This window comes from Xanthomonas sp. WHRI 7945, assembly GCF_035026585.1.
Genome location: NZ_JAYIQP010000022.1, coordinates 1 through 16,049, shown reverse-complemented (window position 1 = coordinate 16,049; position 16,049 = coordinate 1). Strand labels below are relative to the sequence as shown.

General features: G+C 67.0%; 11 protein-coding genes. 3 read left to right on the top strand and 8 right to left on the bottom strand.

All coding sequences use genetic code 11. The features are described 5' to 3' along the window. Nucleotides 1–96: 96 nt before the first annotated feature. The 5 genes from pheS to thrS form a co-directional block, all read right to left on the bottom strand. Nucleotides 97–1,092, bottom strand: coding sequence for a phenylalanine--tRNA ligase subunit alpha (pheS, locus tag VDQ83_RS15790; RefSeq protein WP_455435657.1), 996 nt, complete (start codon nt 1,090–1,092; stop codon nt 97–99). Between the two features lie 203 nt (nt 1,093–1,295). After that, the gene (rplT, locus tag VDQ83_RS15785; protein WP_003466653.1) at nt 1,296–1,655 is read right to left on the bottom strand and encodes a 50S ribosomal protein L20; all 360 of its coding nucleotides are present in this window, start codon (nt 1,653–1,655) and stop codon (nt 1,296–1,298) included. A gap of 10 nt (nt 1,656–1,665) precedes the next feature. After that, nucleotides 1,666–1,863: a 50S ribosomal protein L35 gene (gene rpmI / locus VDQ83_RS15780; RefSeq protein WP_002811096.1), complete on the bottom strand. Its 198-nt coding sequence runs from the start codon at nt 1,861–1,863 to the stop codon at nt 1,666–1,668. A 514-nt stretch (nt 1,864–2,377) separates the two neighbouring features. Beyond that, nucleotides 2,378–2,917 (bottom strand): translation initiation factor IF-3, encoded by a 540-nt coding sequence (gene infC, locus VDQ83_RS15775; RefSeq protein ID WP_080601535.1) that lies wholly within the window; start codon nt 2,915–2,917, stop codon nt 2,378–2,380. A gap of 48 nt (nt 2,918–2,965) precedes the next feature. Continuing rightward, on the bottom strand, nt 2,966–4,870 hold the full coding sequence (gene thrS, locus VDQ83_RS15770) for a threonine--tRNA ligase (RefSeq protein WP_455435656.1): 1,905 nt from the start codon (nt 4,868–4,870) through the stop codon (nt 2,966–2,968). A 463-nt stretch (nt 4,871–5,333) separates the two neighbouring features. On the opposite strand from thrS, the gene VDQ83_RS15765 reads away from it, so the two are divergent. Continuing rightward, complete coding sequence (locus VDQ83_RS15765; RefSeq protein WP_455435655.1) at nt 5,334–6,401, top strand: LacI family DNA-binding transcriptional regulator; 1,068 nt, start codon at nt 5,334–5,336, stop codon at nt 6,399–6,401. Nucleotides 6,402–6,761: 360 nt separating this feature from the next. On the opposite strand, the gene VDQ83_RS15760 is transcribed toward VDQ83_RS15765, so the two are convergent. The 3 genes from VDQ83_RS15760 to VDQ83_RS15750 are packed head-to-tail and all read right to left on the bottom strand — an operon-like array spanning nt 6,762 to nt 12,132. Next, nucleotides 6,762–8,438: an alpha-amylase family glycosyl hydrolase gene (locus VDQ83_RS15760; RefSeq protein ID WP_455435654.1), complete on the bottom strand. Its 1,677-nt coding sequence runs from the start codon at nt 8,436–8,438 to the stop codon at nt 6,762–6,764. After that, a complete protein-coding gene (locus tag VDQ83_RS15755) occupies nt 8,435–9,919 on the bottom strand; it encodes an MFS transporter (protein WP_455435686.1) in 1,485 nt (494 codons plus the stop codon). Before VDQ83_RS15755 ends, VDQ83_RS15760 begins: the two co-directional genes overlap by 4 nt. A gap of 11 nt (nt 9,920–9,930) precedes the next feature. Continuing rightward, nucleotides 9,931–12,132 carry a Six-hairpin glycosidase-like protein gene (locus VDQ83_RS15750; RefSeq protein WP_455435653.1) on the bottom strand — a complete coding sequence of 734 codons (2,202 nt, stop codon included), beginning with the start codon at nt 12,130–12,132 and terminating at the stop codon, nt 9,931–9,933. A gap of 361 nt (nt 12,133–12,493) precedes the next feature. On the opposite strand from VDQ83_RS15750, the gene VDQ83_RS15745 reads away from it, so the two are divergent. Both VDQ83_RS15745 and VDQ83_RS15740 read left to right on the top strand, forming a co-directional pair. Further along, nucleotides 12,494–12,661 (top strand): glycoside hydrolase family 97 N-terminal domain-containing protein, encoded by a 168-nt coding sequence (locus tag VDQ83_RS15745; protein ID WP_455435652.1) that lies wholly within the window; start codon nt 12,494–12,496, stop codon nt 12,659–12,661. Nucleotides 12,662–12,900: 239 nt separating this feature from the next. Next, nucleotides 12,901–15,663, top strand: a complete 2,763-nt coding sequence (locus tag VDQ83_RS15740; protein ID WP_455435651.1) for a TonB-dependent receptor — start codon at nt 12,901–12,903, stop codon at nt 15,661–15,663. Nucleotides 15,664–16,049 lie beyond the last annotated feature (386 nt).

The following is a 16,049-nucleotide window of genomic DNA, read 5'->3' as shown; positions in this document are numbered from 1 at the left end:
GGATTGGAGATTCGTAACAGCGGCTTCATGCGGGACCAGAAACCAGGATGGACCCGCTTTCGCGAATCCCAAATCCCGAATCCCCAATCCCGGCCCTCAGGCAAACTGCCTGAGGAACCGCACATCGTTCTCGAAGAACGCGCGCAAGTCGTTGACGCCGTAGCGCAGCATCGCGAAGCGCTCCACGCCCATGCCGAAGGCGAAGCCGGTGTAGCGCTCCGGATCGATGCCCACGCTGCGCAGCACGTTCGGATGGACCATGCCGCAACCGAGCACCTCCAGCCAGCGGGTGCTGCCGTCGGGCTGCTGCCAGGCGATGTCCACTTCCGCGCCGGGTTCAACGAACGGGAAATAGCTGGGACGGAAGCGCATCTCGAAATCGCGCTCGAAGAACGCACGCACGAACTCGGACAAGGTGCCCTTGAGGTCGGCGAAGGTGGAATGCTCGTCGACCAGCAGGCCTTCGACCTGGTGGAACATCGGCGAATGGGTCTGGTCGCTGTCGCTGCGGTAGACCTTGCCGGCGGCGATCATGCGCAGCGGCGGCGCATGCTCGGCCATGTAGCGCACCTGCACGCCGGAGGTATGCGTGCGCAGCAGGCGGCCGTCGCCGAAGTAGAAGGTGTCGTGCATCGCCCGCGCCGGATGGTGCGGCGGAAAATTCAGCGCCTCGAAGTTGTGCCAGTCGTCCTCGATCTCCGGGCCGTCGGACAGCTCGTAGCCCAGCCGCGCGAAGATCTCGGTGATGCGCTCCAGCGTGCGCGTGACCGGATGCAGTCCGCCGCGCTCGCCGCGCCGGCCCGGCAGGGTCACGTCGATGCGCTCGGCCGCCAGGCGCGCGTCCAGCGCTGCGCTTTCCAGCAGCGCGCGGCGTTCGGCCAGCGCCGCGGACACCGCATCGCGCGCCTGGTTGATCGCCTCGCCGGCCAGCTTGCGCTGCTCCGGCGGCAATGCGCCCAGCTGCTTCAGCTGTGCGGTGATGCTGCCGCTCTTGCCCAGCAGCGCGACCCGCAACTGCTCCAGCGCCTCGGGACTGTGCGCGGCGGCGATGTCCGCCAGCGCCTGCTCGCTCAGGGATTGGATTTCACTCATTGCACTCGCGCCTCAATTCAGCCGACCACCCGATCCGGATACGGTGCTCGGGAGACACCCGATCGCGCGCAACACTCGCCATCGGGATGCACAAAACGCAAAAAGGGGAAGGACTCGCGCCCTTCCCCTGCATGTCTGCTATTTCCCTGCTGTTGTTCAACAGTCCGCACATGGATGTGCGGGCCGTTGCAGAGGGACCTGCATTATGCCGCCAGCGCGCCCTTTGCCTTCTCCGCCAGGGCGGCAAAGCCCTGCGCGTCGTGCACGGCGATGTCCGCCAGCACCTTGCGGTCCAGGGTGATGCCGGCCTTGAGCAGGCCGTTCATGAAACGGCTGTAGCTCAGGCCGTTGATGCGGGCCGCCGCATTGATGCGGGTGATCCACAGCGAACGGAACACGCGCTTCTTCTGCTTGCGGCCGATGTAGGCGTACTGCTGCGCCTTGATCACCGCCTGCTTGGCGACGCGGAAGACCTTGCGACGGGCGTTGTAGTAGCCCTTGGCCAGGTTCAGAACTTTCTTGTGACGACGGCGTGCCTGGACGCCACGTTTTACTCGAGCCATGGTTCAGTCCTCAGAGGTAAGGCAGCATACGGTCAAGACGGCCAGCGTCCTCGGCACGAACATGGTTCGTCTGCCGCAGGTTGCGCTTCCGCTTGGTCGCTTTCTTGGTGAGGATATGGCTACGGTTGGCGTGGCCGCACTTGTACTTGCCGGAGGCGGTCTTGCGGAAACGCTTGGCCGCCGCCCGGTTGGTCTTGATCTTGGGCATTGCAATGTCCTTGATGGTGTTTTGTCACTGGTCAGGGCGGTGGCTTGCGCCACGCTTTCCATCCGTGCCCGTACCGGCTTGTAAGCCCTTGATCCTCAAAGAATCAGGGCGGGTCCTATTGCCGCGTGAACGGCAAACCCGATGCACTGGGCCGCGCATTATGCCAGGGCTTGGAATGCCTTGCAAATCATGCATTTCGATCTGGACGCTGGCGCGCTGGGATTCGGGATTCGGGATTCGGGATTCGGAAGGCTGCGGCATCGGCGGGTGCTTGCGCACCATCGGACAGGGAGCGCTCGCAGTGCGCTGCTGTCTCGAGCGGATACTGGCCCCGCCCTGCGCGCGACACCCGATGGCGCAGCAGGCGACTTACCCCGGACAGCGGGCAGCCACGCCCCTCCACCGCCTGACGGCGGCGGCAAGCGACATCGGAAAACGCGAAGGGCGCCAGCAGGCGCCCGGCAGCGGCCGCGCTCCCGCACATGGGCGGGGGCGCGATCCTGAGCTGCTGCGGTCAGCGCTTCTTCGGCGCGATCATCATCACCATCTGCCGGCCTTCCAGGCGCGGACGCGATTCGATGACGATGTCTTCGCCGAGGTCGGCTTCGATCCGCGACGCCATTTCGCGCCCGAGCTCCTGATGGCTCATTTCACGGCCACGGAAGCGGATGTTGACCTTGACCTTGTCGCCCTCTTCGAGGAAGCGGCGCATGTTGCGCAGCTTGATCTGGTAATCGCCTTCGTCCGTGACCGGACGGAACTTGATTTCCTTGATCTCGACCTGCTTGGTCTTCTTCTTGGCTTCGTTCGCCTTCTTCTGCTGCTCGAACTTGAACTTGCCGAAGTCCATGATCTTGCAGACAGGCGGATCGGCCTGCGGCTGGATCTCGACCAGGTCGAGCCCATCCTCTTCGGCCAGCGCCAACGCTTCGTCGCGCGTCAGCACGCCGACCATCTCGCCGTCCTTGCCGATCACGCGAACGCGCGGGACACGGATCTCTTGGTTCTTGCGGTTCTGTTTGTTGTCAGGGGTACTGATGTTGCAATCTCCCAGGGGAATCGGACCGACGCGGACGGAGGCTCCGCCCGCATCGGGGTTGTCTTACGCCAGCTGCTCGGCGAGCAGCCGTTCGGCGAAGGCGGCAACCGACATGGTTCCCAGATCCTCCCCCGATCGCGTGCGTACTGCAATGGCGCCGTTTTCCTTCTCGCGGTCACCCGCCACCAACAGGTACGGCACCCGCTGCAGCGTGTGTTCGCGAATCTTATAGCCGATTTTTTCGTTCCGCAAATCGGCCTCGATGCGGAAGCCTTGATTTGCAAGGAGTTTCCGCACGCTGTCTACGTAGTCGGCCTGGGCATCGGTGATGTTCATCACCATCGCCTGCACCGGCGCCAGCCAGGCCGGGAACGCGCCGGCATGGTGCTCGATCAGGATGCCGATGAAGCGCTCCATCGAGCCGACGATGGCCCGGTGCAGCATGACCGGGTGCTTCTTCTGGCTGTTCTCGTCCACGTATTCGGCGCCGAGGCGGCCGGGCATCATGAAGTCCACCTGCATCGTGCCCAGCTGCCAGGTGCGGCCGATCGCGTCCTTCAGGTGGTACTCGATCTTCGGGCCGTAGAAGGCGCCCTCGCCCGGCAGCTCCTGCCATTCCACCCCGCACACGCCCAGGGCGCTGCGCAGCGCCGCTTCGGCCTTGTCCCAGGTCACGTCGTCGCCGAGGCGCTTTTCCGGGCGCAGCGCGATCTTGATCTGGATGTCGTCGAAGCCGAACGCGGCGTACACCGCCAGCGCCTGCTGGTGGAACGCGGTGACCTCCGCCTCGATCTGCGACTCCAGGCAGAACACGTGCCCGTCGTCCTGGGTGAAGCCGCGCACGCGCAGGATGCCGTGCAGCGCGCCGGAGGGCTCGTTGCGGTGGCAGGCGCCGAACTCGCCATAGCGGATCGGCAGGTCGCGGTAGCTGTGCAGGCCCTGGTTGAACACCTGCACGTGGCCGGGGCAGTTCATCGGCTTGACCGCGTAGGTGCGCTTCTCCGACTCGGTGAAGAACATCGCGTCCTGGTAGTTGTCCCAGTGACCGGACTTCTGCCACAGCGACACGTCCAGGATCTGCGGGCAACGCACCTCGCCGTAGCCGCTGTCGCGGTAGACCTTGCGCATGTACTGCTCGACCACCTGCCACAGCGACCAGCCCTTGGGATGCCAGAACACCAGGCCGGGCGCCTCTTCCTGCAGGTGGAACAGGTCCTGGGCCTTGCCGATCTTGCGATGGTCGCGCTTGTCGGCCTCTTCCATGCGCAGGATGTAGGCGTCGAGCTGCTTCTTGTCGGCCCAGGCGGTGCCGTAGATGCGCTGCAGCTGCTCGTTCTTGGCGTCGCCGCGCCAGTAGGCGCCGGAGATGCGAGTCAGCTTGAACGCCTTGAGGAAGCGCGTGTTGGGCACGTGCGGGCCGCGGCACATGTCCACGTATTCCTGGTGGTAGTACAGGCCCATCGCGGTGATGTCGTCGGACATGTCCTCGATCAGGCGCAGCTTGTAGTCCTCGCCGCGCTGGCGGAACAGCTCGATCACCTCGGCGCGCGGAGTGACCTTCTTGACCACGTCGTAGTCCTGCGCGATCAGCTGCTGCATGCGCTGCTCGATCGCCGCCATGTCCTCGGGGGTGAACGGGCGCTCGCTGTAGATGTCGTAGTAGAAGCCTTCGGCGATGACCGGACCGATCACCATCTTGACCTCGGGGTACAGCTGTTTGACCGCGTGACCGACCAGGTGCGCGCAGGAGTGGCGGATGATCTCCACGCCCTCGGCGTCCTTGGCGGTGATGAGGCGCAGGCTGGCGTCGTGGTCGATCAGGTCGCTGGCGTCGACCAGGCGGCCGTCGACCTGGCCGGCGATGGTCGCCTTGGCCAGGCCCGGACCGATGAACTGGGCCACGTCCATGGGGCTGACGGGGTGTTCGAATTCGCGGCGGCTGCCGTCGGGAAGCGTGATCGTGATCATGGGAGTCGGTAAGAAGGAAAGCGATGCGGAGCGGGCGTTTCCCGCCGCGCGCCGGAAGCCGGCGGCGCTAGGCGCGGGATACAAAGAAGGCGCCACAAGGGCGCCTGCTCGGACAGCCTTGGGCGGGGTTTCATGCTGGGGCGATGGTAGTGCTCATGTCGCACGCTCGGCCGGCGTTGCCGCGGGCCACCCGTCATTCCGCGTTGAATAGTTGTGGAATGGTAAACCAATTCGGCGGCGTTGGGGATTTGGCGGGCTGGACGCTTGGTGTCGGGACCGGGGACCGGGGACCAGGGACCCGGACAAGCCTTGGCTGTGGCTGACCGTGTGCATGGCAATCGATTGATTGCCTGCCAGCACGGTAACAACGAAAGTTGCATGCACTGCGCTCTTCCGGGTCCCCGGTCCCCGGTCCCTGGTCCCGCCCCAACGCTGCGCCGCAGCAAGTGCTATCCCGTACGCCATGGCATGCTTCGGACTGTTTCCCTGCAATGCGAGCGCCGTCATCAAAGGCAAGGCCACATCGCTCGATATCGCCTATCTGGCGGGCGTGTCGCAGCCCACCGTGTCGCGCGCCCTGCGCGGCAGCCCGGCGGTCAACGAGCAGACCCGGCGCAAGATCCTGGCGATCGCCAACGAGCTGAACTACAAGGTCGACAAGCACGCCTCCAGCCTGCGCCTGCGCAATGCCGGCACGTTGGCGTTGCTGTTCTTCGAAGACCCGACCACCGACGATTCGCTGATCAACCCATTCTTCCACGCGATGCTGGGCTCGATCACCCGCGCCTGCGCGCGTCACGGCTACGACCTGCTGGTGTCGTTCCAGCAGCTGTCGGACAACTGGCGCGCCGACTACGGCGACAGCCAGAAGGCCGACGGCCTGATCCTGCTCGGCTACGGCGACTACCTGCAGGCGCAGCAGCGGCTGCAGCACCTGGTCGAGCAAGGCACCCACTTCGTGCGCTGGGGCGCGGTGCTGCCCGGACAGCCCGGGGTGTCGATCGGCAGCGACAACTTCCAGGGCGGCCACGACATCACCGCACACCTGCTGGAGCAGGGCTGCCGGCGCATCGCCTTCCTCGGCGACGCCTCGAACCACTATCCCGAATTCCTCGAGCGCTACCGCGGCCATGCCCAGGCCCTGCGCGCGGCCGGGTCTGACCTCGTGCCCGGGCTGCAGGTGGACGCGATCACTACCGAGCAGTCCGGCTACGAAGCGGCACAGGCGCTGCTGGGCGGCGGCGAACGCTTCGACGCGGTGTTCGCCGCCAGCGACCTGATCGCGATCGGCGCGCTGAAGGCGTTGCGCGAACACGGCCTGCGCGTGCCCGAGGACGTGGCCCTGGCCGGCTTCGACGACATCCCCGTCGCCGCCTGCGTGGCGCCGGCGCTGTCGACCGTGCAGCAGGACACCAAGCTGGCCGGCGCGGTGCTGGTCGAGACCCTGCTGGCGCAGATCGCCGGGCAGCCGGTCGACAGCCGCACCCTGCCGGTGACGCTGGCGTTGCGCGGCTCGTCGCTGCGCAGTTGACCGCATAGCGGCTGCGGACCGGTAGCCCCGATGCATTCCGCTCCGGCATACCAGGCAGAGCCACGCACGCCGTTCGCTTCAGCCGCGACGAACGGCGCACTCCTGTTATCCAGCGTTGGAAGCAGTCGGGACTGAAGTCCCTCCCACAATGGACCAGCGGGCTCGCCGTAAGTCACTGTGGGAGCGACTTCAGTCGCGACGAACGGAGTCGGAGACCGCGACGACGCGGCAATCTGCATCCAGGCTCAAGCCTCTGCTGCAGTGCCCGGCTTCCCCGCAGAAGCGGCTTAGCCTTGACGCTCTACCGTATGGGCGTCACGGCTAAAGCCGCTCCTACAAGAGCAAGCATCAAGGGACAGGCTACTGCGGCGGCGCCACGCCGTCCTTGGCCGCCATCAGCCAAGCGAGCCGTGCGCGCAAATCAGGGCGCACGATCGGCGCATCGGACAGGAACACCCGCACGCCATGCGCCGGCACTTCGGCACGCAAGGCGTCCGCGACCTCGATCGTGCTGCCGTCGAAGCCGTCGCGCCAGGTGCCAGGCTGCAGGTAGCGGTTCGCCTCCAGCGTCTTCGGCGCATCGCTCTTGTTCAGCAGCACCAGCGCGGTCTGGGTGCTGCCCGCATGCTGGTATACGCGATAGAACACCGCTTCGTCGCCGGCCAGGCGCAGGTTGAGCTGCAGCCCGCGCTGCAATGCCGGGCTGCGCTGGCGCAGCTGCGCGATGCGCTGCAACGGCGCGAAGATCGGACTCTGCGGCGCGGCGTCTGTCCGCTCCTGGCCGAAGTAGTTGCGGTTGCCCGCATGCTCGGCGCGGCCACGCATGAAGCCGGTTTCCGAGCCGTAGTAGATCACCGGGATGCCGCGCGCGGTGAACAGCCAGTTGTGCGCATCGATGAAGCCGGCGTCGCTGGCGTCGAGCCGCGCCATGTCGTGGTTGTCGTAGAAGGTCATCAGTTCGTACGGATTGGCGTACGGGCCGCGCTCCAGGTACAGCGGCGCCTGCAACTGCTCGAAGCCGCCGCGCGCATGCCCGAACACCGAGGCCAGCGCCTGCTTCAGCGGGAAATCCAGCACGCTGACCCCGGCGTTGCGCGCCCAGGTGTGTCCGGCGATCTTGCGCGCATCGTAGTCGAAGGCCTCGCCGAACATGAACATGCCCGGCCGCTGCGCGCGAATGCGGCGCACGAATTCGTGCCAGAAGCTGTCCGGCATCCAGCCGATGGTATCGATGCGGAAGGCGTCGGCGCCCTGCCCCAGCCATTGCGAATAGGCACCGACCAGATACTCCATCACCGCCGGATTGCGTTCGTTGAAGTCCGACAGTTCGGCCAGGCCGCCACCGGTGTTGTAGAACGCATGCAGCGGGTTGTGCGTCGGGTCCAGCTTGGCCGGTGGCAGGTTCTGGTGGTCGGCGACCAGTGTGCCGTCGCGATCGAACACCTGGCCGAACAGCGGTTGCCGCTGCGGCATCGAATAGGCCGGCGAGCCGTGGTTGCCGACGATGTCCAGCACCACCTTCAGGCGCTGCGCATGCATCGCCTGGGTGAAGCCGGCGAAATCCAGGCCCGGGCTGGGCAGGTGCTCGTCCAGCTTGTAGAAATTGACGCCCCAGTAGCCGTGGTAGCCGGTCTTGCCGCGATCGCTCAGGTTGCTGCCCCATGTGATCGGTTTGCCGCCGGTGAAGGCCTCGTCCGGATTGTCGACGATCGGCGTGATCCACACCGCGCCGAAGCCCAGGCCGCGGATGTAGCCGGCATTGTCGACCACGCCCTTGAAGTCGCCGCCCAGGTAGCCGATGTTGTCGCTCTCGCCCGGCGGCGCCGGCAGCGGGATGTCGAAGGTGCGGTGCGCCCCGCCCTGGTCGCGATGGTCGTTGCCGGGATCGCCGTTGACGAAACGGTCGGTGACCACGAAATACACCGCCTCGCTGGCGAACGGCTCCAGCGTGCCGTAGTACTCCGCCGACTGCGCCCGCGCCGGCGGCGCGCAGGCGCCCAGCAGCGCCAGCGCCAGCAGCGACATCCGATAGGTCATTGCCTTGCTCCATGTTCGGCGGGAACCCGCAGCATGCACAGCGCCGCCAGCAGCAGGCTGACGCCGCCGATGCCCAGCGCGTACAGCGGCCGGCCGCCGAGCCAGTGCGTGAGCACGAAGCCCAGCACGCTGACCGCGACCAGCTGCGGGATCACGATGAAGAAATTGAAAATGCCCATGTACACGCCCATCTTCGCCGCCGGCACGCTGTCGGACAGCAAGGCGTACGGCAGCGACAGGATCGAGGCCCAGGCGAAGCCGACGCCGAGCATCGACAGCAGCAGCCACTGCGGATCGCGGATCCACAGGAACGACAGCAGGCCGGCCGCGCCCAGACATAAATTGAGCAGGTGGCTGACGCGCAGGCCGAACGCGCGCACCAGCAGCGGGATGACGATCGCCGCCAGCGCAGCGAAGCCGTTGTACGCGCCGAACAGCACGCCGACCCAGTTGGCGCCGTCGTTGTACGCCGCCGAGGCGACGTCGCTGGCGCCGTAGTGCGTCTGCGTCACCGCCGCGGTGGTGTAGATCCACATCGCGAACAGCGCGAACCACGAGAAGAACTGCACCCAGGCCAGGCGCCGCATCGCCTGCGGCATCGCCTGCACGTCGCGCATGATCGCCGCCAGCATGTGGCCAGGCCGCAGCCGCGGTGCCAGCCATCGCAACAGCCCATAGCCGACGAACAAGCCGGCCAGCACGTACAGCATGCGGTCGCCGCCGCTCCAGAAGATCGCCGCCGCGCCGGCGAGGCCGAGCACGAGCCACAGCGCCGCGACGCCATCGGAACGCGGCATGGTCGCCGCATGCTCGGCGACAAGCGCTGGTGCTGCATCGTCGAACCCCTGCAAGGTCTCGGGTGGATATTCGCGGGTGCGCAGCACGGTCCAGCCGATGGACAGGAACAGCACCGCGCCGCCCAGGTAGAACGCGTAGCGCACCGTGGCCGGCACATGGCCGGGCGCGGCGGTATTGCTCACGCCCCAGTGCGCCAGCAGCCACGGCAGCATGCTCGCCACCACCGCGCCGACGCCAATGAAGAAACTCTGCATCGCATAGCCGCTGGCGCGCTGGCGCTGCGGCAACTGGTCGCCGACGAAGGCGCGGAAAGGCTCCATCGAGATGTTGATCGACGCATCCAGGATCCACAGCGTGCCCACGGCCACCCACAGCGCCGGCGAGTTCGGCATCGCCAGCAGCGCCAGCGTGGTGAACAGCGCGCCGACCATGAAATACGGACGGCGCCGGCCGAAGCGGTTCCAGGTGCGGTCGGACAGATGGCCGACGATCGGCTGCACGATCAAGCCGGTCAGCGGCGCGGCGATCCACAGGCCCGGCACCTGCTCCATGTCCGCGCCCAGGGTCTGGAAGATGCGGCTGGCATTGGCGTTCTGCAGCGCGAAGCCGAACTGGATGCCGAGGAAGCCGAAGCACATGTTCCAGATCTGCCAGAACGACAGCGCCGGCTTGGCGCGCGGCATGGGCATGGCGCTCATCGGCGCACCTGCACTGCGCCGGCCAGCGCGATCAGCAGTGCGGCCACGTCCGCAGCGTTGACCACACCGTCGGCGCCGCCCTGGCCGCCGGTGTAGCGGGCGAAGTGCTGCAGCGCGCTCATGTTCGCCGCAGGCACCACCCGGATGCGGCAGGCCTGCCCGGCCTTCAGCGCGAACACCGCCGTAGTGGACTCCTGTTCGCCGACGCTGTGCGGCATCACCACCGGCATCCGCTGCGGCGCGGCGTCGCCGCACTGCAGCTGCAACTGTTTCACCGCGGCGGTGACGCCGGTATTGATCGGGCCATGCGCATTGACGTAGCGCAGGCTCAGCCGGTAGTCGCCATCGTGCGGGGCGGTCCAGCGCCAATCGTCGCCGCCGGCCAGGCGCACCACGTCGCCGACGCAGACGCTGGGACTGTGCAGCGATTCCCAGTGCGCGCCGCGCCGGGTCAGGCTCAGGCACTGCACCTGCTCGCGCAGCGGCAAGCGCGCACCGTCGGCAGCGCCCGGCTGGCGCTGGCCATCGACGTACAGCACCGTGTCGGCGGCCGCCGCGACGCGCCAACCCTGCGCGTCGCGGTCGACGCGCGGCGCCGGTGGCGTCAGCGGGGCGAATGCATCCTTGGCCGCGAGCAACGGCACCGGCGCACTCGCCGTGTCGCGCGCGACCAGTTGCACGGTGGTCACGCCGTCCTGGGTACGCGTGTCGCCAGCCACCAGCAGGTCGCCGTGCAGCTGCGCCGGCCGCCGCAGCACGATGCGCCGGTTGCGCAGTTGCAACGCGATCTCGTCGTTGTCGCCGAACAGCATCGGCACCAGGCTCACCGGCAGCTTGGGCGCGACCTTGCCGTCGTCCTCCACTCCGAACACGCCTTCGATCACCATCGCCAGATAGCCGGCCACCGACCACAGCTGGCGCGGCGAATTGACCACCGGTCCGCTGAGCGGGCCATCGTCCACGTGCGCGGCCTGGCTCAGGAATTCGTAGTTCTCCATGTTCGAACCGGCCAATGCGGCGCCACGCAGCAGCGAGCGCACTTCGAAGGCGATGCGCGCACTGTCGTCGGTATGCCGCGCCGCGCGCAACGCATAGGCGCTGACGAACGGCCAGATCGCGCGGTTGTGGTAGATCGGCACGTCCTGCTGCTGCGGCCACACCACCGGGCTGCCGGTCTCGACCGCCGGATAGCGTGCCAGCGCCTGGCGTGCGCGTTCGCGCGGCAGCACGTCGGTCAGGACCGCCAGCGACAGGCCGAGCAAATCGTAGCTCTCGTAGGCGACCGGATGCGCGGCGCTGCCGATGTAGCTGGCATAGGTTCCGCGGTCCTCGCGCCAGAAGCGCTGCGCGATCGCCTGCTTGAGCGCGTCCGCCCAGCCGGCGTAACGCGCCGCGGCCGCGCTATCGTCCTGCTCGCGCGCCAGCCGCTCGCCCAGGCGCAGCGCCTGGTAGTGCAGCACGTTGGTGGACAGCGCGTACGACTCGGCGATGAAGCGCACGTCGTTGCGGGTCCAGGCCGGATAGGTCTGTTCGCGCCAGTCCAGGAACGAGGTCTCGCCACGGTATAGGCCGATCTGCGGATCGAATGCGAATTCGCGGTCCTGTGCCAGGGTCGCCGCGAGCGCGGCACGGGTATCGGCCGCGAACGTCGCGTCGTCGAGCAGATGCCGCGCGGCCAGGAACCAGACCACGCGGTCGCTGCTCACCGGCCAACTGCCGCCGGAACCGGTGTCCTGGGCCACGAACAGGCCCGGCCGCGCGTCCGCGCCGCGCATCGCCGACAGCTTGAAACGCAGCGAGCGCCGGGTACGCTCCGGGTCCAGCCGCGCCAGCGCGAGATCGGCCGCGTAGCTGACGTCGCGGGTCCACACATAGGGCCAGCGTTCGCCGGTCTGATAGCAATCGCACGGCAACGGCTTGCCGTGGTCGAAGGCCGGATCGCGGATCGCGTCCACCTGGTCGTCGCGCAGTTCCTGCTGCGCCAGCGCGAACAGCGCATCGAACAGCGGGCTGGCGGTTTCGCTGCGCAGCAGCTGCGCCACCAGCGTGCGCGTGCCCTGCGCCGAGGTCAGCACGAAGCCGCCGTCGGCAGCGGCCGCGGCCTGCGCGGTCTGGCCGCGCCATTGCAACGACGTCTGCCACGCAGACGCCGACACCGCGGCACCCAAGGTGGCGGCCAAGCAGATCATCTTCAGCATCGAAGCGGCGGACCGGCTCGCGCCCGTCGGCCTCCCTCCCTCTTTGCCTGCATTGTGGGTTCGCAGCACCGGCATGCCGGCGCCGCGGTCGCGGCCTCTTCTTCGAGAAGCGCTGCAGACATGGTAGACGCGCCGCACCGTGGCGCGCACATCTGCATACGTATTCATCGCCCACCCCGCAGCGGCGCCGCAGCGCCTCGCTATAGTCGCCGCACGTGCCACGGCCGCCTTGGGAGGGGACATGCTGCAGCTTCATGCCATGCCACGCGTGCGCCGCGCGCCATACCTACCGCTCCTGTTTGCGGCTGCGTTGTTGTGCGTTGCACCGCTGCTGCGCGCAGAGCCCAAGACCGTGGCCAGCGTGAACTCCCCGGGCGAGGTGCTGCAGGTCGCACTGCAACTGGACGACGGCAAGCCCAGCTACCGCGTGCAGCGCCTCGGCGACCCGGTGATCGGCGATTCCAGGCTGGGCTTCCAGTTGCGCGACGGACGCCTGGACCGCGCTCTGGCGATGGCACCTTCCGCATGACGACCCTGCGATACCGAGCACGCATGCGCGTGACCATCGCGAACACGACATCGCAATCGTGGAATCGATTCCACCGTGATGAAACCCAGTGAATACGTATGCAGCCGACGTTCGCGATGGACTGCCGTGTCTACCATACGTCGCAGTCGTGTCACCGCATCGTCGGCAGCGCGATACCTACATCCGGCGATTTGGCCGGGCCAGAAAATTCGCAAGACAACATTGCCTGGGAGGGGAAAATGTTGAACCACAAGCGCAATGCGCTGACGCTGGCGTTGGCCATCGCCATGACGCCGATGCTGGCTACCGCACAGTCCGCAACGCAGACCGGCACCGCCACCGCACCGGCGCAGAATCCGGTCACCGAACTGGACAAGGTCCAGGTGACCGGCATCCGTCGCGGCATCGAGAGCGCGATCGCGGTCAAGCAGGACGCCACGTCCATCGTCGAGGCGATCTCGGCCGAGGACATCGGCAAGCTGCCGGACGTGAGCATCGCCGAATCGCTGGGCCGCCTGCCCGGCTTGGCCGCGCAGCGCGTGGCCGGTCGCGCCCAGGTGATTAGCGTCCGCGGCCTGTCGCCCGACTTCGCCACCACCCTGCTCAACGGCCGCGAGGTGGTCAGCACCGGCGACAACCGCAGCGTCGAGTTCGACCAATACCCCTCGGAATTGGTCAACGGCGTGACCGTGTACAAGACCCCGGACGCGGCGCTGGTCGGCCAGGGCTTGTCGGGCACCATCGACATGCAGACCGTGCGCCCGTTGAGCTTCCCGGACCGGGTGATCGCGGTCAGCGGCCGCCTGCAGAAGACCTCGCTGGGCAAGGCGGCCGATGTCGACGCGTACGGCAACCGCTTCAGCGCCAGCTACATCGACCAGTTCCTCGACAAGACCCTGGGCATCTCGATCGGCTACGCGCACAGCGACAACCCGATCCAGGAGAACCAGGTCGGCCTGTACGAGCCGTGGACCACCGAGCATACCGACGCCGGCAACCGCCCCGGCCTGGCCCCGGGCACCTACTTCTCCGACGGCATCAAGGCCTTGCGCCGCACCGGCAACAACAAGCGCGACGGCGTAATGGCCACCGTGCAGTTCCGCCCGTCCAACGCCTGGACCAGCACCTTCGATGCGTTCCACACCGAAGCCGAGCAGATCGACACCGCCAACCAGTTCGAGGTCAACCTCAGCAACTACAACGGCAACTACACCCCCGGCCTGCTGATCGGCAATCCGCAGCTGAATGCCGACAACACCTTCACCGGCGGCACCGCCAGCGGCGTCTATCCGCTGGTGCGCGGCATGTACAACAAGCGCAAGGACAAGATCGACGCGTTCGGCTGGAACAACGAGATCAACGTCGGCGACGTCAGGCTCGTCGCCGACCTGAACTATTCCAAGGCCACCCGCGACGAGTTGAACCTGGAGAACAATCTGCAGCTGACCCCGATGCCGCAACTGGATACCGTCGGCGTCACCGTCAACCCCAACGGCTTCTCGCAGATCTCACCCGGGCTGGACTACTCCAACCCCGATGCGCTGTTCCTGACCAACACCATCTACGGCTCCGGCTACGGCAAGGTGCCGCAGATCGAGGACCGCCTGAAGGGCGGCCGCCTGTCGGCGACGCTGCCCGCGCCGCAGGCCCTGTCGTGGTTTTCGGACATCGACGTGGGCGTGAACTACGCCGACCGGCGCAAGCAGAAGACCCAGGCCGAGGGCAACATCCTGCTCGGCGCGCAGGGCGATGCCAGCATCGCCGGCGACCTGCAGTACGACCCGGTCAACCTGGGCTTCGCCGGCATCGGCTACATCCCGGCCTGGAACGTCCCGGCCGCGGTCGGGCGCTACATGACCTTCGACCCGGTCACCGACCTCGACTACCTGATTCCGAAGTCGTGGACCGTGCAGGAGAAGATCACCACCGCCTGGTTGCGCGCCAACATCAATACCGATATCGGCGAAGTGAGCGTGCGCGGCAACATCGGCGTGCAGATGCAGCACACCGACCAGAGCTCGCAGTCCAACTATTTCGACCGTTCGCGCCCGGCGGGCCAGAACGTGCTGCCGATCGATTCCGGCAAGTCCTACAACGACTGGTTGCCGAGCTTGAACCTGGCCTTCACGTTCCCGCACCAGCAGACCCTGCGCTTCGCCGCCGCCAAGCAGGTCGCGCGCCCGCGCGTGGACCAGATGCGCGCCGGCCTGGAATTCGGCGTCGACACCTCCACCGGCAGGCCCGGCGGCAGCGGCGGCAACCCGCTGCTGGATCCGTGGCGCGCGACCGCGCTGGACCTGTCGTACGAGAAATACTTCGACGAAAAGGCCTACGTGGCCGCGGCGATCTTCTACAAGGACCTGAAGAGCTACGTCTACACGCAGTCGCGCGACGACTACGACTTCTCCGACCTGGTCGCCAGTTACGTGGTGCCGCCGGGCATGACCGCCCCGGTGCAGACCATCGGCACCTTCTCCTCGCCGCAGAACGGCAAGGGCGGCACCCTGCGCGGCCTGGAGCTCACCGCCTCGCTGCCGCTGGACATGCTGACCGACAGCCTGCGCGGCTTCGGCGTGCAAGCCAGCGCCACGTTCAACGACAGCGACATCAAGATCCTCGACCCGGAAAGCGCGTCCAGCGTGGGCTCGGATCCGATCAGCCTGCCGGGCCTGTCCAAGCGCGTGTACAACTTCACCGCCTACTACGAGCGCAACGGCTTCGAAGCGCGCGTCAGCCAGCGCCGGCGTTCGGACTTCATCGGCGAGATCGGCAACTTCAACGGCAACCGTACCCTGCGTTACGTGGTCGGCGAGAACGTGACCGACGCGCAGCTCAGCTACAGCTTCGGCGACAGCAGCACCTTGAGTGGGCTGACCCTGCTGCTGCAGGCAAGCAACCTGACCAACGAAGCGTATCGCACCTATGCCGGCCGCAAGGACCGCCCGCTGGAATACACCGAGTGGGGCCGCACCTACGTGCTCGGGGTGAATTACAAGTTCTAGGCCAACCCCTCCTGCCTGCAACACGCCCGTCGGCGCATGCCGGTGGGCTTTTTTTTGCCGTCAATTAGCGCGCCATGGCGTGCGGCGCTAAGCGCATGGCGGCGCGTGTTGCGCTCGATCTGGGCACTGTCACTGGACGAAGCAACACAACGCGATGCGGGTGCATTGAAGCGGCCGCCTCGCGCGCGGCTGCCGCTTGCCAACCGCCAGGGACTGGAGGGCCCGGCCAATACGCCGCTGCGTGGACCGCGAAGGTGCCGATGGCGGCACGCGCGCTGTTCGCCAGCAGAATCGCGCTGGTGGCGGCAGTGTCGCTGAGCACCCACAGCGCACTGATCCGTGCTGACGTGAACGCCGCAATTGGCTGGCGCAGCAGAGCCAGCGGG

Bases quoted from the DNA above. Each gene is read 5' to 3' on its own strand.
- VDQ83_RS15755 (WP_455435686.1), bottom strand. From the start codon at position 9,919: ATGCCGCGCGCCAAGCCGGCGCTGTCGTTCTGGCAGATCTGGAACATG.
- rplT (WP_003466653.1), bottom strand. From the start codon at position 1,655: ATGGCTCGAGTAAAACGTGGCGTCCAGGCACGCCGTCGTCACAAGAAA.
- pheS (WP_455435657.1), bottom strand. From the start codon at position 1,092: ATGAGTGAAATCCAATCCCTGAGCGAGCAGGCGCTGGCGGACATCGCC.
- rpmI (WP_002811096.1), bottom strand. From the start codon at position 1,863: ATGCCCAAGATCAAGACCAACCGGGCGGCGGCCAAGCGTTTCCGCAAG.
- VDQ83_RS15760 (WP_455435654.1), bottom strand. From the start codon at position 8,438: ATGACCTATCGGATGTCGCTGCTGGCGCTGGCGCTGCTGGGCGCCTGC.
- VDQ83_RS15765 (WP_455435655.1), top strand. From the start codon at position 5,334: ATGGCATGCTTCGGACTGTTTCCCTGCAATGCGAGCGCCGTCATCAAA.
- VDQ83_RS15740 (WP_455435651.1), top strand. From the start codon at position 12,901: ATGTTGAACCACAAGCGCAATGCGCTGACGCTGGCGTTGGCCATCGCC.
- thrS (WP_455435656.1), bottom strand. From the start codon at position 4,870: ATGATCACGATCACGCTTCCCGACGGCAGCCGCCGCGAATTCGAACAC.
- VDQ83_RS15750 (WP_455435653.1), bottom strand. From the start codon at position 12,132: ATGCTGAAGATGATCTGCTTGGCCGCCACCTTGGGTGCCGCGGTGTCG.